We start from the raw sequence: 16477 nt of genomic DNA on the forward strand, positions 1-16477 counted from the left end.
AAAATTTGTTTAATTGAAGTCAATATCAAGCTGACCAATAACGCCGGACAAGGACTTTGTAGTTATATATATTAAAGTTAACGACCAGGCATACGCATGCAAGCCAGAGATGGCTTGAGTCGTGACTACACTGGTTTATTTAACGGTTTTGCCCGGTGAGCAATAGAAATCTTGTCCATGATGTCCCGCCTCCATTTCCACGCTGCAAAATGCTCTATGTCTTGTCGATAGACGGATAACTAGTAAAAAAGAGCGCCGCCGTTATATCACATCTCGGCTAATGGCCATCAGTGCACGGAGGTTTATTTTTCGGTGCGAATCTGTTTGCCACAAGCCCTGCCGTCCTTATTGTGTTGCCGGTCGGTATTGCAACGCCTCTGCCAGATGTTCGCGCCTGATGTCTTGTTCCTGGCCCAGATCCGCCAACGTCCTGGCGACCTTGAGCAGCCGATGCGCCGAGCGCAGTGACAAGGTCAGCCGTTCACAGGCTGATTCCAGCCAGGTCTCATCGGCTGTGGATAACTTGCAGTGTCGGCGCAGCCCCGGCAGATCAAGAAACGCATTGGCACATCCTTGGCGTTTCTGTTGACGTTCGCGGGCCTCGGCCACCAACGCGGCGGCGCTGGCGCTGTCCTCTCCATGCTTTACCGCAGGGTTCAACGCCGTCGCCTCTCGCGCTACCGTCAGGTGCAAATCGATCCGGTCCAATAGAGGGCCCGACAGCTTGTTGCGATAGCGCTGGACCATGTCTGGCGTACATGAACACTTGCCACTGGGTTCGCCAAGATATCCACAGGGGCAAGGATTCATTGCCGCCACCAACTGAAACCGTGCTGGAAAGCGTACACGCTCCTTGGCCCGGGCAATCACGATGTTCCCGGACTCCAGTGGCTCGCGCAGCACCTCAAGCACCTTGCGATCAAACTCCGGCAATTCATCAAGGAACAACACGCCGTGATGGGCGAGGGTGATTTCTCCAGGTTGCGGTTTTGAGCTGCCGCCGACCAGCGCCGGACCGGATGCCGAGTGGTGCGGCTGACGAAACGGGCGTTGTGGCCAATGCGTCAGCGGCACGCCACTGGCGACCGATTGAATCGCCGCCACCTCCAGGGCCTCGCATTCGGACAGCGGCGGCAGCAGCCCCGGCAAGCGACTCGCCAACAAGGTCTTGCCGGTCCCCGGTGGCCCACTGAACAACAGGTTATGCGCGCCCGCCGCAGCAATCAGCAGCGCCCGTTTCGCTGCCATCTGACCTTGCACTTCATTCAGGTCGGGGTAGGGTTTCGCCGCATGGATCAGCCCGTTCGACACATAGGGTTCCACCGGCGTATGCCCGTTGAAATGCGCCACTGCCTCCAGCAAGTGATCCACTGCAAACACCTTCAATCCCGAGGCCAGGCAAGCCTCCTCAGCATTCGCCCGCGGCACCACCAGTGCACGACCGGCCTTGCGCGCCGCCAGTGCTGCCGGCAACACCCCGCGCACCGGCCGCACTGCGCCGGACAACGCCAACTCACCCAGACACTCCACATCATCCAGTGTCAGGCACGGCACCTGCACACTCGCCGACAGAATCCCGAGGGCGATCGCCAGATCAAACCGCCCGCCATCCTTGGGCAAATCCGCCGGCGCCAGATTCAAAGTGATCCGCCGCGCCGGAAACTGCAGCCCGGAATTGATGATCGCGCTGCGCACCCGATCCTTGCTCTCCTTCACTGCGGCTTCGGGCAGGCCGACCATGGTCAGTGACGGCAGACCATTGGCCAGATGAACTTCGACAGTAACAGCGGGAGCATCCACGCCAATCTGGGCGCGACTGTGGACGATGGAGAGGGACATGGTCGTTCCTTGAGCTGAATCGGGGTGCCGCTTCCTGCGGTTTTTTTAAGGGTAGTTGGGGAAGGGGGATCTGGCGGAGGCGAACTTTCACTGGATGTTGCGGGTAGTCGCCAACCCATTTCGAGGCGAAAAAAAACCGCCTCGAGGAGGCGGTTTTTACTGCGCAGGCTTTGGTGAGGCCAAGGCCTGTGCATCGTTGGTGGACGCAATCACGTCCGCTGAGACTATGCCGGTGGCGTCAGCTTGGCTTCCAGCTCTGCGACTTTGGCTTCAAGGCTTTCAAGGCGAGCGCGAGTCCGCGCCAGGACGACCATCTGGCTATCGAATTCTTCGCGGCTCACCAGGTCCAGTTTGCTGAAGGCGCTTTGCAGCAGCATCTTGAACTGGCTTTCGATTTCGGCTTTCGGCAGCGGGGTGTCGCCGCTGAAAAGGCGGGAGGCGGTGCCGCTCAGGGCGTCGAGGAAGTCTTTGGGCGCGAGCATGGAATGTGTCCTGTAAACAGTGGCGGGCAGTGTATCACGCAGTGTCTATAGTCATTGGCGCAGGCACGGATGCACGCTTTTCGCGCAAGCGGACGGACGGCAGCGCACCGTTGTTGTGCGTAACCGTCGGGGCTTTTTTGCGCAAGCGCCTGCGGCAGCGGCCAAGGGATTGAAATCAGAGGAATTTGGCGAGATGGCAAGCTTTCTGCTTAGTCGGTAGTGACCCATGCACTGATGCAGTCGCTGTGACGAATGCAGTGCGGCAGGCGGAGCGGGGAGTTTCGTCAGCAGCGGTTAGCTGGCGTCAGTCGGGCAGGTAAGGCCGACGATGCGTTACAAAGCCAGGCACTGCGCTTAGACTTGAGTCGGGTTTGTTTTCCTGGGGCAAGTCCACCAATTCGGGAGAGAGTTTCATGAAGCTAGTCACTGCCATCATCAAGCCGTTCAAGTTGGACGACGTGCGCGAGTCGCTGTCCGAAATCGGCGTGCAGGGCATTACCGTTACTGAAGTCAAAGGCTTCGGCCGGCAGAAGGGTCACACCGAGCTGTATCGCGGCGCGGAGTATGTGGTCGATTTTCTGCCCAAGGTGAAAATCGACGTTGCTATCGACGACAAGGATCTGGATCGGGTTATCGAGGCGATAACCAAGGCTGCCAACACCGGCAAGATCGGTGACGGCAAGATCTTCGTGGTCAATCTGGAACAGGCGATTCGCATCCGTACCGGCGAAACCGATACCGACGCGATCTAAACGCCGCCACAAACCCAACGCCCCAGGAGAAAACAATATGACTCTGCGTAAATTCGCAGGGCTAGGCGCCCTGTTGTCCATCGTAATGCCCGGCCTGGCTATGGCGGCAGATCCGGTGGCACCTCCAGTCCTCAATTCCGGCGATACCGCCTGGATGCTGACCTCCACAGCCCTCGTGCTGTTCATGACCATTCCTGGCCTCGCGCTGTTCTACGGCGGCATGGTGCGGTCGAAAAACATTCTTTCGGTGATGATGCAGTGCTTCGCCATTACCGGCCTGGTCACCATCCTGTGGTTCCTCTATGGCTACAGCATGGCGTTCGACACCACCGGGATGGAAGCCAACGTCGTCAACCTGAACTCCTTCGTCGGCAGCTTTGCCAAGGCCTTCCTCGCGGGTGTCACGCCTGCCAGCATCACCGGCCCGGCAGCGCTGTTCCCTGAAGCGGTGTTCGTCACTTATCAAATGACCTTCGCCATTATCACTCCGGCGCTGATCGTCGGTGCCTTCGCCGAGCGTATGAAGTTCTCCGCGATGCTGGTGTTCATGGGCGTCTGGTTCACCCTGGTCTATGCGCCGATTGCGCACATGGTCTGGAGCGGTCCGGGTTCGTTGCTGGGCGACTGGGGCGTGCTCGATTTCGCGGGCGGCACCGTGGTTCACATCAACGCCGGTATCGCCGGCCTGGTGGCGTGCCTGGTATTGGGCAAGCGCAAAGGCTTCCCGACCACACCGATGGCTCCGCACAACCTCGGTTACACCCTGATGGGCGCAGCGATGCTGTGGGTCGGCTGGTTCGGCTTCAACGCAGGCTCCGCCGCAGCGGCCAACGGCACCGCCGGCATGGCGATGCTGGTCACCCAGATCGCTACCGCTGCCGCGGCACTGGGCTGGATGTTCGCCGAGTGGATCACCCACGGCAAACCTAGCGCACTGGGCATCGCCTCGGGCGTGGTTGCAGGTCTGGTGGCAATCACTCCGGCAGCCGGTACCGTGGGCCCGATGGGTTCGCTGATCATCGGTCTGGCGGCCGGTGTGGTGTGCTTCTTCTGCGCCACCACGCTCAAACGCAAACTCGGTTACGACGATTCCCTGGATGCCTTCGGCGTGCACGGTATCGGCGGTATCCTCGGCGCGATCCTCACTGGTGTGTTCGCCGCACCGGCCATGGGCGGCTTCGGCACCGTGACCGACATCGCTTCACAAGTGTGGATTCAGTGCAAAGGTGTCGGCTTCACGGTGATCTACACCGCGATCGTCACCTTCATCATCCTCAAGGTACTGGACGTGGTCATGGGCCTGCGTGCCACCGAGGAAGAAGAAGCCGTGGGTCTGGACCTGGCACAACACAACGAACGCGGCTACAACCTGTAAGTACGCGCATCGAAAAAACTTGCCCGGCTTGCCGGGCATTTTTTTGTCTGGAATTTGTCATTGAAGGGAAGGCTGAAAGGATTTTTCGTACGGCTTTGGTCGTGTTTACGACGGACGTTTTTCTGCGGTCAATCGCTTACATCATTGCAGGAATATTAGGGCCTTTGTTTTTTCCCAGAGCGCGCTAGAATGCGCCCCGAACGTGCGGAGAACTGTATGTGGCAACAGACTCTGATAACCCTGCGGGCACGGCCCCGGGGCTTTCATCTGGTAACGGACGAGTTACTCGCCGGCCTGCCTGAACTCAAGGCGTGCCGGGTCGGTCTGTTGCATTTGTGGCTGCAGCATACCTCGGCGTCGTTGACCATCAACGAGAACGCCGATCCGGCGGTCCGTCGCGACTTCGAACGATTTTTCAATCGTCTGATCCCACAAGGAACAGACGGCTATGAGCATAACGACGAAGGCCTGGACGACCTCCCGGCGCACTTCAAGGCCAGCGTGCTTGGTTGCCAGATCAGTCTGCCGGTTTCGGCAGGTCGCCTGGCACTGGGAACCTGGCAAGGCGTTTATCTGGGCGAGCACCGTGATCATGGCGGTGCCCGAAAAGTCCTCGCCACCTTGCACGGTGAAGGGGCATAACCGCTGGTCAGCAGCGGTTAACGATTTTTTAACGGCGACTTTCGACAGTTGCCAAAGCTGGTCTATAACTAATCTGCTTTTCGCAAGTCATGAGGTAGAACATGAGCGACGATGATCTGGAAAACGACGACCTCGAAGTAGGCGACGAAGACGAGGCCGAGGAAGGCCTGGAAGCAGCAGCGGAAGACGTTGCTGACGACGATGGCGGTGACGATACGCCGGCCCCGGCTGCCAAAGGCAAGGCCAAGGCTGCGGTGTCGGTTGATGAGTTGCCGAGCATCGAAGCCAAGAACAAGGAGCGCGACGCCCTGGCCAAGGCCATGGAAGAGTTCCTGTCGCGTGGCGGCAAGGTTCAGGAAGTGGAGGCCAATGTGGTCGCCGATCCGCCGAAGAAGCCGGACAACAAGTACGGTAGCCGCCCTATCTGAGGCGTGCCACTTGCTTGCTGAAAAAGCCCGCCGTCGCTGCGGGCTTTTTCATGCCTGAAATAAAGAACTGAAGCGAACGCAGGTCCCTTGTGGGAGCGAGCCTGCTCGCGAAAGCGGTGGGTCGGTCAACATCAGTATTGAATGAGAGATTGCCTTCGCGAGCAGGCTCGCTCCCACGGGGGGAGTCGATCAGTTCGAGCTGGCATTCCAGCGCGCCAGCAGCGCTGGCAAATCGGTCAGGCTGCTGATTTCGGCATCCGGCAAGCGCTCCGCCTCCCAGACCTTGCCGGCCGGGTTGAACCAGATCGCGCGCATGCCCGCCTGCTGCGCTCCGGCAATGTCATCGCCCGGATGATCGCCAATGTGCACCGCCACATCAGCGCTCACGCCACCGCGTTGCAACGCTTCGTGAAACAGTCGTGCATCCGGTTTGGCGATGCCGATGTCTTCAGCACACAACGCAAACTTGAAGTAATCCGCCAGCCCCAGCCGACGCACATCGGCATTGCCATTGGTGACCACGCCGAGGGCGTAGTGGTTGGCGAGGGTTTCCAGCACCGGCTCGACTTCAGGGAACACTTGGATCTGATGCCGCGCATGCAAGAACACTTCAAAGCTCTTGTCGGCCAGATCCGAGGCTTCGCCGTGGGCGTACCCGGCTTCCTCCAGTGCGTGAAACAGCACGCGCCGGCGCAATGCGCTGATGCGGTGCTTGAGGCCCGGCTCGCTGGCCAGCACCCGCTCGCGAATCGCCCACAAATGCTCCACTGGCACTGCCCCGAGGTTCGGTGCATGTTCGCTGAGCCATTCGCGCAATACCGCTTCGGCGCTGACGATCACCGGGGCGGTATCCCACAGGGTGTCGTCGAGGTCGAAGGTAATCAACTGGATGTTCATGAATCGTCGCCTTTGCTGCGTTTGGCCCTTGGGTGGGCACTGTCGTAGACCGCCGCCAGGTGCTGGAAGTCCAGGTGGGTGTAGATCTGCGTGGTCTTGATGTCCGAGTGGCCGAGCAACTCTTGCACCGCGCGCAGGTCTTGCGAGGATTCCAGCAAGTGGCTGGCGAAGGAGTGCCGCAGCATGTGCGGGTGCAGGTTCTGCCCCAGCTCGCGCTCGCCGGCCAGTTTGACCCGGACCTGAATCGCTCGTGGACCGAGGCGCCGGCCTTGCTGGCTGACGAACACCGCGTCGTCCGCAGGATTGGTCATGGCCCGCAGCGGCAGCCATTGCTCGATCGCTTCGCGGGCCTTTTTGCCCACCGGCAGCAAGCGGGTTTTGCTGCCCTTGCCCAATACCTGAACCATGCCATCGGCAAGGTCGAGTTGATCAAGATTGAGCCCGGTCAGTTCGGAAAGGCGCAGGCCGGAGGAATAGAACAACTCCAGAATCGCCTGATCGCGCCGCGCTAGAAAATCATCCTCGACCGCACCTTCAAGCAGTTGCAATGCGCGGTCGGTGTCGAGGGTTTTCGGCAAGCGCCGTTCGCCTTTTGGCGGCGCCAGGCCCGTGGCCGGGTCATGGTCGCAAAGGCCTTCGCGATTGAGATAGTGGTAGAGACCGCGCACTGCCGAGAGCAATCGGGCAAGGCTGCGCGAAGACTGACCCTGCGCATGCAGGCGGGCGATCAGGCTGCGCAGGCGCTGGATGTCCAGCGCGGCCCAACTACCGATGTTCTGTTTGACGCACCAGCCGAGGACTTTATCAAGATCGCGGCGGTAGGCCGACAGGGTGTGCGGCGACACCTGTCGCTCACTGCGCAAATGTTCGCAGTAAGCGTCCAGTTGTCGTTCCATGCTCAGCGTACCGAGCGCAGGGAGCTGTTGACCCGTGGCAGCACACGGCCCATGACTTCGGCGATGTAGCTCAGGAACAGCGTGCCGACCGAGCTCTTGTAGTGCTGCGGATCACGGCTGGCGATCGCCAGAATGCCGTGAATGCCTTGATGGCTGACGGCGACCACGGCGGTTGAGCCGATCTGCTTGCGCTGCTCTTCGCCGAACAGGAAGTCCAGTTCATGTTCACGCAGGCTGCCGCTGACGCTCTTGCCTTCGGTGAGCAGGCCGCCGATCGCGGTTTGCGCGTCGGCGTGAGTCACCCAGCGGCCGACCGGGGCCGGGTTGTCGCCGAGCAGGATCAGACTGACGAAAGGCACCTGGAAGTCCTGGCGCAGACTGTCTTCAACGCTGATCACCACGTCTTCGAGGGTGGCAGCGTCCATCAGGGACAGGATCAGGCGGCGGGTCTTGTCGAACAGACGATCGTTATCGCGGGCCACGTCCATCAACTGCGAGAGGCGGTGGCGCATCTCGATATTGCGGTCGCGCAGGATGGTCATCTGTCGTTCGACCAGCGACACGGTGTCACCGCGCTGATGGGGAATGCGCAGGGCGGGCAGCAGTTCTTCGTGTTCGACGAAGAAGTCCGGATGAGCCTCCAGGTACGCGGCAACCGCTGCCGCCTCCAGGCTCTCGGACGCTGATTCGTCGGACTGTCGGGCGGGTACCTGAGGCTTATCGGTCATGGTTTCTGCTCACTCAAAGACGCACTTGTCCTTCGTATACACGCACTGCCGGACCGGTCATCAGCACCGGTTGGCCTGGCCCCGCCCACTCAATGGACAGACGCCCGCCGGGCAGGTCGATCAACAGCGGCGAATCCATCCACCCCTGGCTGATTGCCGCGACAGCCGCAGCGCAGGCGCCGGTGCCGCAGGCCTGGGTTTCCCCGGCGCCGCGTTCCCAGACGCGCAGTTGCGCGCGGTTACGATCAATGACCTGGATGAAACCGACATTGACCCGTGCCGGGAAGCGCGGATGGTGTTCGATTTTCGGCCCCAGTTCATGCACCGGTGCGTTATTGATGTCTTGCACGCGCAACACGGCGTGCGGGTTACCCATCGACACGGCGGCCAGTTCGACTGTGGTGCCGTCGACTTCCAGCTGGTAGCTGGAAGCCTGCGCCGGCGCGTCGAACGGAATGTCCGCTGGCACCAGACGCGGCGCGCCCATGTTGACGCCGATCTGGCCGTCGCTACGCACGTCCAGCTCAATGATGCCGCCTTTGGTCTCGACGCGAATCTGTCGTTTGGCAGTCAGGCGCTTGTCGAGCACGAAGCGGGCAAAGCAGCGCGCACCGTTGCCGCACTGTTCTACTTCCGAGCCATCGGAGTTGAAGATCCGGTAACGGAAATCCACGTCCGGATTACTTGGCGCTTCGACGATCAGCAACTGATCGAAACCGATACCGGTGTGCCGGTCGCCCCATTGCTTGGCGTGCTTGGGCTGAATATGCGCGTGCTGGCTGACCAGGTCGAGAACCATGAAGTCATTGCCCAGGCCGTGCATTTTGGTAAAACGCAGCAGCATGGGTTACTCCGGCAGCAGGCTTTCGCCGGCAAACAGCTCGGCCACGGTTTCGCGGCGGCGCACTTCAAATACCTGATCACCGTCTACCAACACTTCAGCGGCACGGCCACGGGTGTTGTAGTTGGAACTCATCACGAAGCCGTAGGCGCCAGCCGAATGCACGGCCAACAGATCGCCTTCTTCCAGGGCCAGTTCACGGTCCTTGGCCAGGAAATCACCGGTTTCGCAGATCGGGCCGACCACGTCGTACGGGCGTGCAGCGGTGTCACGCGGTTTGACCGCGGTGACGTCCATCCAGGCCTGATACAGCGCCGGGCGGATCAGGTCGTTCATCGCCGCGTCGACGATGGCGAAATCCTTGTGCTCGGTGTGCTTGAGGTACTCGACCTGGGTCAGCAGCACGCCGGCGTTGGCGACGATGAAACGGCCAGGCTCGAACACCAGTGCCAGATCACGACCGTCCAGACGCTCGCGCACAGCCTTGATGTAGTCGCCGGCCAATGGCGGCTCTTCATCGCGATAACGCACGCCCAGCCCGCCACCGAGATCGATGTGGCGCAGATGGATGCCGCAATCGCCGAGGCGATCGACCAGATCCAGCAGGCGGTCGAGCGCATCGAGGAACGGTGGCAGGGTGGTCAGTTGCGAGCCGATGTGGCAGTCGACGCCGACCACTTCCAGGTTCGGCAGGTGTGCGGCACGCACGTACACGTCTTCGGCGTCGGCAATGGCGATGCCGAACTTGTTCTCTTTGAGACCGGTGGAAATGTACGGGTGGGTGCCGGCATCGACGTCCGGGTTCACGCGCAGCGAGATCGGTGCGCGAACACCCAGCTCGGCGGCGACGACTTGCAGGCGCTCCAGCTCGTCGGTGGATTCAACGTTGAAGCAGTGCACGCCGACTTCCAGGGCGCGACGCATGTCGTCACGGGTCTTGCCGACACCGGAGAACACGATCTTGTCGGCGCTGCCGCCAGCGGCCAGCACGCGTTCCAGCTCGCCACGGGACACGATGTCGAAACCGGCACCGAGACGGGCCAGGACATTCAGCACGCCGAGGTTGGAGTTGGCCTTGACCGCGTAGCAGACCAGGTGCGGCATGCCGGCCAGGGCATCGGCGTAAGCCAGATACTGGGCTTCGATGTGTGCGCGCGAGTAAACGTAGGTGGGCGTGCCGAAGCGGTCGGCGATGGCGGACAACGCCACACCTTCCGCGAACAGTTCCCCGCCACGGTAGTTAAAAGCGTCCATGGCGATCCCTTATTGGTAAACGTCGTGCTTGTGAGCTTTGGACGGCTGCTTTTGCGAAGACTGGGCTTGCTCGGCCGGGTCCTGATCGTCATCCGGCAGGTACAGCGGGCCTTTTTGACCACAGGCCGAAACGAGGCAGGCAACCGCGACGAGCGCAGCAAGGGAAGAGATCAGGCGCTTCATGGCGAAATCCTTGAAAATGCGTTAATTGCGCCGGAGTATACCGGCCACCCGACAGCTTGCCTATGCGAGGGAGTTCCCGTCCGGCGGGGCTTGTCCGGATGCACACCAAACCCTGTGGGAGCGGGCTTGCTCGCGAAAGCGGTGGTTCAGCAGTCAAAAAAGTTGGATGTGCCGGCCCCTTCGCGAGCAAGCCCGCTCCCACAGGTACGGTGTTTACAGTGCCCATTGAGGCCCTTGGTCGTTATCCTTTGCAATCGGCCGACAGCGTCCGTATCTTGCGGCGCTTGAGCCTGAGCAGATATTTTTTGAGGTTGCCACAATGAGTTTGTCCGAAGCGCGTTTCCACGATCTGGTCGATGCCACCCAGCAGGCGTTGGAAGAGTTGCTGGAGGATCATGCCGACGATATCGAGATCACGGCCGGCATGATGACCATCAAGTTCGATAACGGCAGCCAGCTGATCATCAGCCGCCAGGAGCCGCTGCGTCAGCTGTGGCTGGCGGCGCGTTCCGGTGGTTTCCATTTTGACTACGACGAAGAGTCGGGCAAGTGGAGCTGCGAGAAGTCCGAAGAACTGCTCGGCGAAGTGTTGGCCCGCTGTGTTCAGGACCAGGCCGGTCTTGAGCTGGATTTCGAAGAGATCTGATCGTGACCGAGGTTGCCCCGCGCCCACCCAAGCCGCTTTACAGCAACGTCAGCCCGGCGGTGCCTTCGCCGTGCAGCGGCGTGTGTCGTCTGGATGAACAGAAGGTGTGCCTCGGCTGCTTTCGCCATGTCGAGGACATTCGCGAGTGGCGTTCGGCGGACGATCAGCGCCGCCGGGTGATCTGCGCACAAGCGCTGCAACGCCGCACTCAAGCCTGATACGAACCTGTGGCGAGGAGCAAGCTCCCTCGCCACAGGGGTACTTGCCCGATCAAAAGTGCGTGGCTTGTATATTTTTTGAGCTGTGATAGTGTCCGAACACGCCTCAACCCATCGAGGCCTGGTGAAAACCCCGTCTTTTTTGGCGGGGTTTTGCTTTTTTTGTGTGCAGAAGAAAGGAGTCTGCCCGGATCATGACCGCACCTTCCATCACCCTTACCCGTCTGGACGTGCAACGTCTGGAGCGCCTGATCGACAACCTGAACGAGAAAGACCAGGCTGCGCCGGGCGTGATCGCGCTGCAAACTGAACTGGATCGCGCCGACACCGTGGTCGGCCACGATGAAGTACCCGCCGATGTCGTGACCATGAATTCCCGTGTGCATTGCCGCGAAGAGGGCAGTGGCAAGGACTATCACCTGACGCTGGTCTATCCCAAGGACGCCAACGCCGATGAAGGCAAGATCTCGATTCTGGCCCCGGTCGGCAGCGCGCTGCTGGGCCTGAAGGTCGGTCAGCATATCGACTGGCCGGCACCGGGTGGCAAGACCCTGAAACTGACCTTGCTGGAAGTCGAATCGCAGCCGGCCAACGGCGGAGAGTTCCGCGAGTAACCCCGCCTCAGACCTGTTCGAGCGCCTCGTTCAGGGCGCGCTCCAGGTCGGCCTTGTAGCGTAGATACAAATTGCTGGAACTCTGAGCATCACCGAGCAGGCCCGACAGATCCAGGTCGGTGATGTAGCAGCGATAGCGCTCGGTCTCGCGGCGCTGCTCGACGATCTCCCGGGCGACCACATGAAACAACTGGTCGCCATGTTCCAGCTCGCTGAATTCCCGTTGATTGCAATACAGGGTGACCTGCACCTCTGCCGGTGCGGCTTTGCCGATGATTGCCTGTACGTCGTAGAACGGTTTGTTGACCGGGGTCTGCGGCGCCGGCCGTGCTTCGACCCGCCGCGCGCGTCCCGAGCCCGAAGGCAATAACTGGTAATACAAAGTCTCGAGACTGATCGCCGGACTGCCGTCCATCGGCAGCAGCGCTTCACGCCGGTACTGGATCGATTGCAGGAAGCGTTGCAGCGGCACCAGCAGACTCTGCTCATCGTGATACGGCAAACGTTGCTGCCACAGTGCGTTGAACTCATCCAGCACGTACAACTCGGCCTGTTGCTCGGTGATCCGGTAGAACACCTGGATCGATTCCGGCTGCCCCATCGGCAGGATCAGCGCCAGGTCGTGTTCTTCCAGCGCCATCGGGTCCAGGTGCAGCGGGCTGTAACGTACCTGTTCTTCGCCGAGGTAATCCAGCAGCGCCGGCAATGTCGCGAGGGCGACATGATTGACCTGTCCCGGCACTAGCTCCAGCACGTGATAGTGCTGTTGCACCTGAATCAGGTAGCGATGGTTCAGCTCGCTGAGCAGCAGGTTTTGTGCGGTATCAACGATCTCTTCAACACGGCGGGCAATGAACTGTGCGCGGTTGTGGCAAAAGCAGCGCACCTTCAATGAGGGTTGCTGCGGGCCGCGTGGCAGGTTGTTGAGGTAATCGCGCAGGCAGTCGAGCAGCGCGTGGGGGCCGTCAAAGCGGTTGACCAGCACTTCGTTCCAGCTGTTGAGCGTGACCTGATCCAGCGTCAGCACGAGGTTTTCACGGACCCCGGCGTAGCTCAGCGAGTCGGTGCGCTCGGTGGTCATCAGAATGTTCAGATCGCGGTGATGCTTGAGCGGGTCGACGCCGACGTTGACCAGCATCAGTACTTCGCTTGGTACGGCCGCACGCAACAGCGGCTCTTCGGCGACGGTGGGCAAGGGCAGGGCGATGCACTGCTGCAGGCTGCCAAGCAGGTTGAACAGTTCGAACTCGCTCAGGTCGCTGGTGCCCGGGTGCAGAGCCAGGCGGGTGCTACTGTCGATCACGCCGTTGCGGTGGCACCAGGTCAGTAGCTCCAGCAGATGACGGCTGCGCTTGATCGGCGCGAAGTGCTCCCACTCCAGCGCCGTGAGGCTGCCGTTATACAGGCCCCAGTGAGTTTGCCCCGGTTCCTTTTTGTTCGGCGACTGCACCAGCGTCAGGGTGTCTTCGGCCAGATCCGGGGCGATTCCGGGGTTGATGAACTCGACCTTGTCGGCCTTGCGCTCGAACGCGGCATACAGCCGTCGGCCGAGCACATTCAGATCGCGCTTGTTGATCAGGCTGACGGTCTGTTCGGTGCGGGCGAACTGGGTCAGGAAGCGATAGCTGTAGTTGAGCTCGTTGACCAGCGCGCGGCGTTCGGCGCTGACCTGGCGGACTTTCCACTGGCTGCGGCTGTCGAGCAGTGCCAGTTGGCGCTGATCCCAATGCCATTCGCTGGCCAGACGCTCCAGCAGCGAGCGTTGCCAGCCCTGGCTGCGGCTGTTGCCGGTGAGCTTGCGGTTGACCTTCAGGTACAACGCGCGGCGCACCAACTCCAGACGCTCCGGTTCGTTACGGGCGGTGAGGTATTCCTCGATGCGCCGGTACACGACCATGTACGGATCCAGCTCATCCAGATCCAGCTGATTGGCGAACACGGCTTTTTTGAAGCGCAGGCTCAGGCACTGTACCTGCGGGTGTTCGCTGGCGTAGACCTCGGTCAGCAACAGCTTGAGCACCGACTTGTAGGGCGACTCGATGCCTTTGAACAGCTGCCACAGCCCGGCGCCAACGAACTCTCCCGGTGGAATCGTCGCCAGATGCCCGAGGTCGAGGGTCTCGTCGGCGCGAATGAAACGCTTGGACAGCAAGGTGTGGGTGTACAGGTCGTAAGCGGTTTCTTCGTAGACCGGCACCAGCCACCAGATCGGCGTGCGCCCGGCCAGCCAGATCGCCGTGCGGTAAAACTCGTCGAGCAACAGGTAATGCTGGGTGGTGCCGCAGTCTTCGGAACTGAGCTGGGTGTCGCGCTCGCCTTTGACGAAGCGCACCGGATCGATCAGGAAGAAATGTGCCTCGGCGCCCTGGCTGGCGGCCCAGGTTTCGAGCAGCTGGCATTTCTTGCGCAGCTCGGCCAGTTCGCTATCGCTCAGGTCCGGCGCATGGCAGACCCACACGTCCATGTCGCTCTGATCGGCCTGGGCCAGGGTGCCGAGGCTGCCCATCAGGAACAGCCCGTGAATCGGTCGTGGCGGATTGCTGCCGTGACGCGGTTTGTAGGAAAACGAGCGAGTCAGGCGTTGGGCTTCGGCGAGCGCGTTGGCATCCGGCTCGTAGTTGGACAGTCCGGCTGGCGTGCTGCCCGAGACATAACCCGGCAACAGCGGGTGATTGACGTGAAAGAACAGCGGCAGCAGGGTCAGCACGCCTTGCTGGCGGGTCGACAAGCCTTCAAGTGCGCGGCCGAGCCGGCCTTCATTGAGTTTTAGAAAACGCGCACGCAACTGGCTGAGTACCTTGCGGTCGATGCCTTCGTCCAGGTCGGGGCGGATTTCATGGGTGCGCGTCATGTCAGCTCAAACCGGCTCGCAGGCTCGGACGAAGAGGGTCTCGGAATGGGAGGCAGTTTAGCCTCTGCGCAGCGGGACTTTTAAGCTGAATTTGTTTTTGACGTCAGATTTTTAACGCGAGGCGATCAAGTGGGCCCGCGGAAATCCCGTGGCAGGAGTTCCCGTGGGCAAAGACGGGGGGAATCAGGCGGTTTCCTGCTCTCTCAGAATGGTCAGCACGGTTTGCACATTTTGCGCGGCATCACGACCCAGACTGGTCAGATACCCGCCATCGGGCTGGTCGGTGAGTTCTTTTTCGAAGAGGCGTTTGGCGGCGGCGATGTGTTTCGGGGCAGCGGTCTGATGAATTTTCAAACCTTCCTGGGAACTGTCCAGGTTGAAGAGTGCGAGGACTTCCAGTTCGGCAACCAGCTCAGGGGTAAGCGACATAAGGACTCCAGACTTTCTAGGAATTGGACGACAGCGCCCCTAAGGTGAACCCGCTTTTGCGGCATGTCCAGTGCTCAGGTCAGGGTTTTTGTCTTGAGGCGAATTCCAGTGTAGTCGGGGCTCGTGAGATGGCTGGACGGATACGTAACAAACATTGTGGGAGCGGGCTTGCTCGCGAAAGCGGTGGGGCCATCGACGAAAACATTGGATGTGCCGGCCCCTTCGCGAGCAAGCCCGTTCCCACAGGGATATAGGGGTTTACTGCTTTTCCGGTGGCAGCTCTGGCAGTGCACGCAGTGCCGCTTCGTACCATTGGGTGTCGAACGCGCGGTCTTCATCGAGCATCGCGTCAATTTCATAGGCCAGCACGTGCGCCATCAGATTGAGGATCTCTTCGCGCTCGACGCCCACCAGCGTCAGCTTGTTGAAAGTCGCCTTGGCCGCTGGCGGGTTGTCGCTTTCGATCTGGTTCTCGATGGCTTCGATCAACGTCGCCTCGGTGAACTCTTCTTCGTCGTTGTCGATGTCTGTCGGCTCGCTCATGGCAGGCTCCTCAAGGAAAGGCGCCAGTTTACCCGCATTCAGCGGCGTGATGCTGCTGGCAGGATCGAGTCCGGCGATCTATAAACAGTGACTGCCCACCCCGCACGGCCTGGAGGCTATGTGATGTTCAAGCTTTATGGATTCGCTGTCAGCAACTACTACAACATGGTCAAACTGGCGCTGCTGGAAAAAGGCCTGGCGTACGAAGAGGTGACGTTCTACCCGACGCCGACCCCGGAATCACTGGCCATCAGTCCGCGCGGCAAAGTCCCGGTGCTGGGTGTCGAGGCGGGTTTCATCAATGAAACCGCGATCATCCTCGAATACCTCGAACAGACCCAAAAAGGTACGCCACTGCTGCCGAGCGATCCGTTCGAGCGCGCGCAGGTGTTGGCGATAGCCAAGGAAATCGAGCTGTACATCGAGCTGCCGGGCCGCGCCTGTTATGGCGAAGCATTCTTTGGCGCAACGGTGCCGGAGGCGATCAAGGAAAAAACCAAAGCCGAGCTGCTGCTGGGTTTTGCTGCGCTGGGACGTCACGGCAAGTTCGCCCCTTACGTGGCGGGCGACAGCCTGAGCATCGCGGATTTGTATTTCCTTTACAGCGTGCCGCCGGCGTGTGCGGTCGGGAAAAAGCTGTTCGATCTGGATTTGCTGGCTGAGATGCCGAAGGCCAAGGCGCTGCTGGAGCGGCTTGAGCAGAATCCGCATGTGCAGAAGATTGCGGCGGACAAAGAGGCGGCGATGCCGACGTTTTTGGCGATGATCGCGGCGAAAAAGTGAGATTTGTAGCGTTCTGAAGTCGGCATTCGCGAGCAAGCCCGCTCCCACATTTGATCTGTGGTGAACACAAAATTTG

The 16477-nt window shown here is 60.6% G+C and carries 19 protein-coding genes; 8 read left to right on the forward strand and 11 right to left on the reverse strand.

Features of this window, described 5'->3' with window-relative positions; all coding sequences use genetic code 11:
- Nucleotides 1–345: 345 nt before the first annotated feature.
- Both U862_RS0126915 and U862_RS0126920 read right to left on the reverse strand, forming a co-directional pair.
- Complete coding sequence (locus U862_RS0126915) at nt 346–1839, reverse strand: YifB family Mg chelatase-like AAA ATPase (protein WP_025113242.1); 1494 nt, start codon at nt 1837–1839, stop codon at nt 346–348.
- Between the two features lie 224 nt (nt 1840–2063).
- Nucleotides 2064–2321, reverse strand: a complete 258-nt coding sequence (locus tag U862_RS0126920; RefSeq protein ID WP_025113243.1) for an accessory factor UbiK family protein — start codon at nt 2319–2321, stop codon at nt 2064–2066.
- A 413-nt stretch (nt 2322–2734) separates the two neighbouring features.
- On the opposite strand from U862_RS0126920, the gene glnK reads away from it, so the two are divergent.
- From glnK to sutA, 4 genes are all read left to right on the forward strand, one after another.
- Complete coding sequence (glnK, locus tag U862_RS0126925) at nt 2735–3073, forward strand: P-II family nitrogen regulator (RefSeq protein WP_002555808.1); 339 nt, start codon at nt 2735–2737, stop codon at nt 3071–3073.
- A 37-nt stretch (nt 3074–3110) separates the two neighbouring features.
- Nucleotides 3111–4448, forward strand: coding sequence for an ammonium transporter (locus tag U862_RS0126930; RefSeq protein WP_025113244.1), 1338 nt, complete (start codon nt 3111–3113; stop codon nt 4446–4448).
- 216 nt (nt 4449–4664) lie between these two features.
- The gene (locus tag U862_RS0126935; protein ID WP_003229414.1) at nt 4665–5090 is read left to right on the forward strand and encodes a secondary thiamine-phosphate synthase enzyme YjbQ; all 426 of its coding nucleotides are present in this window, start codon (nt 4665–4667) and stop codon (nt 5088–5090) included.
- 101 nt (nt 5091–5191) lie between these two features.
- Nucleotides 5192–5518, forward strand: coding sequence for a transcriptional regulator SutA (sutA, locus tag U862_RS0126940; protein WP_007920420.1), 327 nt, complete (start codon nt 5192–5194; stop codon nt 5516–5518).
- A 189-nt stretch (nt 5519–5707) separates the two neighbouring features.
- On the opposite strand, the gene U862_RS0126945 is transcribed toward sutA, so the two are convergent.
- From U862_RS0126945 to U862_RS29850, 6 genes are read right to left on the reverse strand one after another with little or no spacing between them, the layout of a single operon-like run.
- Nucleotides 5708–6415, reverse strand: a complete 708-nt coding sequence (locus U862_RS0126945; RefSeq protein ID WP_025113245.1) for an HAD family hydrolase — start codon at nt 6413–6415, stop codon at nt 5708–5710.
- Nucleotides 6412–7311, reverse strand: a complete 900-nt coding sequence (gene xerC / locus U862_RS0126950) for a tyrosine recombinase XerC (RefSeq protein WP_025113246.1) — start codon at nt 7309–7311, stop codon at nt 6412–6414. The genes U862_RS0126945 and xerC overlap by 4 nt, the downstream gene beginning before the upstream one ends.
- A 2-nt stretch (nt 7312–7313) precedes the next feature.
- Nucleotides 7314–8039 carry a DUF484 family protein gene (locus tag U862_RS0126955; protein ID WP_025113247.1) on the reverse strand — a complete coding sequence of 242 codons (726 nt, stop codon included), beginning with the start codon at nt 8037–8039 and terminating at the stop codon, nt 7314–7316.
- A gap of 13 nt (nt 8040–8052) precedes the next feature.
- Complete coding sequence (gene dapF / locus U862_RS0126960; protein ID WP_025113248.1) at nt 8053–8883, reverse strand: diaminopimelate epimerase; 831 nt, start codon at nt 8881–8883, stop codon at nt 8053–8055.
- A 3-nt stretch (nt 8884–8886) separates the two neighbouring features.
- Nucleotides 8887–10134 carry a diaminopimelate decarboxylase gene (lysA, locus tag U862_RS0126965; RefSeq protein WP_025113249.1) on the reverse strand — a complete coding sequence of 416 codons (1248 nt, stop codon included), beginning with the start codon at nt 10132–10134 and terminating at the stop codon, nt 8887–8889.
- 9 nt (nt 10135–10143) lie between these two features.
- Nucleotides 10144–10317 (reverse strand): lipoprotein, encoded by a 174-nt coding sequence (locus U862_RS29850; protein WP_007911098.1) that lies wholly within the window; start codon nt 10315–10317, stop codon nt 10144–10146.
- A gap of 319 nt (nt 10318–10636) precedes the next feature.
- Here U862_RS29850 and cyaY point away from each other — a divergent pair, with 319 nt between their 5' ends.
- The 3 genes from cyaY to rnk all read left to right on the forward strand — a co-directional run bounded on the left by cyaY (nt 10637) and on the right by rnk (nt 11795).
- Entirely contained in the window at nt 10637–10963 is a 327-nt protein-coding gene (gene cyaY, locus U862_RS0126975; RefSeq protein WP_007964535.1) for an iron donor protein CyaY, read from the forward strand.
- 2 nt (nt 10964–10965) lie between these two features.
- Complete coding sequence (locus U862_RS0126980) at nt 10966–11181, forward strand: DUF1289 domain-containing protein (RefSeq protein WP_025113250.1); 216 nt, start codon at nt 10966–10968, stop codon at nt 11179–11181.
- A gap of 194 nt (nt 11182–11375) precedes the next feature.
- Nucleotides 11376–11795 carry a nucleoside diphosphate kinase regulator gene (gene rnk, locus U862_RS0126985; RefSeq protein ID WP_025113251.1) on the forward strand — a complete coding sequence of 140 codons (420 nt, stop codon included), beginning with the start codon at nt 11376–11378 and terminating at the stop codon, nt 11793–11795.
- Between the two features lie 7 nt (nt 11796–11802).
- Here rnk and U862_RS0126990 read toward each other — a convergent pair whose 3' ends face one another.
- The 3 genes from U862_RS0126990 to U862_RS0127000 all read right to left on the reverse strand — a co-directional run bounded on the left by U862_RS0126990 (nt 11803) and on the right by U862_RS0127000 (nt 15618).
- Nucleotides 11803–14646, reverse strand: a complete 2844-nt coding sequence (locus U862_RS0126990) for a class I adenylate cyclase (protein ID WP_025113252.1) — start codon at nt 14644–14646, stop codon at nt 11803–11805.
- A 183-nt stretch (nt 14647–14829) separates the two neighbouring features.
- Nucleotides 14830–15075 carry a TIGR02647 family protein gene (locus tag U862_RS0126995; protein WP_003229392.1) on the reverse strand — a complete coding sequence of 82 codons (246 nt, stop codon included), beginning with the start codon at nt 15073–15075 and terminating at the stop codon, nt 14830–14832.
- 258 nt (nt 15076–15333) lie between these two features.
- The gene (locus U862_RS0127000; RefSeq protein ID WP_025113253.1) at nt 15334–15618 is read right to left on the reverse strand and encodes a hypothetical protein; all 285 of its coding nucleotides are present in this window, start codon (nt 15616–15618) and stop codon (nt 15334–15336) included.
- Nucleotides 15619–15741: 123 nt separating this feature from the next.
- Here U862_RS0127000 and U862_RS0127005 point away from each other — a divergent pair, with 123 nt between their 5' ends.
- Nucleotides 15742–16401 (forward strand): glutathione S-transferase family protein, encoded by a 660-nt coding sequence (locus tag U862_RS0127005; RefSeq protein ID WP_025113254.1) that lies wholly within the window; start codon nt 15742–15744, stop codon nt 16399–16401.
- Nucleotides 16402–16477: the final 76 nt, after the last annotated feature.

This window comes from Pseudomonas sp. H1h, assembly GCF_000633255.1.
In the GTDB taxonomy this organism is placed as follows: Bacteria; Pseudomonadota; Gammaproteobacteria; order Pseudomonadales; family Pseudomonadaceae; genus Aquipseudomonas.

Coding starts and splice junctions, on each gene's coding strand:
- sutA (WP_007920420.1), top strand. CDS start 5,192: ATGAGCGACGATGATCTGGAAAACGACGACCTCGAAGTAGGCGACGAA.
- U862_RS0126955 (WP_025113247.1), bottom strand. CDS start 8,039: ATGACCGATAAGCCTCAGGTACCCGCCCGACAGTCCGACGAATCAGCG.
- rnk (WP_025113251.1), top strand. CDS start 11,376: ATGACCGCACCTTCCATCACCCTTACCCGTCTGGACGTGCAACGTCTG.
- U862_RS29850 (WP_007911098.1), bottom strand. CDS start 10,317: ATGAAGCGCCTGATCTCTTCCCTTGCTGCGCTCGTCGCGGTTGCCTGC.
- U862_RS0126915 (WP_025113242.1), bottom strand. CDS start 1,839: ATGTCCCTCTCCATCGTCCACAGTCGCGCCCAGATTGGCGTGGATGCT.
- dapF (WP_025113248.1), bottom strand. CDS start 8,883: ATGCTGCTGCGTTTTACCAAAATGCACGGCCTGGGCAATGACTTCATG.
- U862_RS0126945 (WP_025113245.1), bottom strand. CDS start 6,415: ATGAACATCCAGTTGATTACCTTCGACCTCGACGACACCCTGTGGGAT.
- U862_RS0127005 (WP_025113254.1), top strand. CDS start 15,742: ATGTTCAAGCTTTATGGATTCGCTGTCAGCAACTACTACAACATGGTC.
- U862_RS0127000 (WP_025113253.1), bottom strand. CDS start 15,618: ATGAGCGAGCCGACAGACATCGACAACGACGAAGAAGAGTTCACCGAG.
- U862_RS0126935 (WP_003229414.1), top strand. CDS start 4,665: ATGTGGCAACAGACTCTGATAACCCTGCGGGCACGGCCCCGGGGCTTT.
- xerC (WP_025113246.1), bottom strand. CDS start 7,311: ATGGAACGACAACTGGACGCTTACTGCGAACATTTGCGCAGTGAGCGA.
- lysA (WP_025113249.1), bottom strand. CDS start 10,134: ATGGACGCTTTTAACTACCGTGGCGGGGAACTGTTCGCGGAAGGTGTG.
- U862_RS0126990 (WP_025113252.1), bottom strand. CDS start 14,646: ATGACGCGCACCCATGAAATCCGCCCCGACCTGGACGAAGGCATCGAC.
- glnK (WP_002555808.1), top strand. CDS start 2,735: ATGAAGCTAGTCACTGCCATCATCAAGCCGTTCAAGTTGGACGACGTG.
- U862_RS0126930 (WP_025113244.1), top strand. CDS start 3,111: ATGACTCTGCGTAAATTCGCAGGGCTAGGCGCCCTGTTGTCCATCGTA.
- cyaY (WP_007964535.1), top strand. CDS start 10,637: ATGAGTTTGTCCGAAGCGCGTTTCCACGATCTGGTCGATGCCACCCAG.
- U862_RS0126995 (WP_003229392.1), bottom strand. CDS start 15,075: ATGTCGCTTACCCCTGAGCTGGTTGCCGAACTGGAAGTCCTCGCACTC.
- U862_RS0126920 (WP_025113243.1), bottom strand. CDS start 2,321: ATGCTCGCGCCCAAAGACTTCCTCGACGCCCTGAGCGGCACCGCCTCC.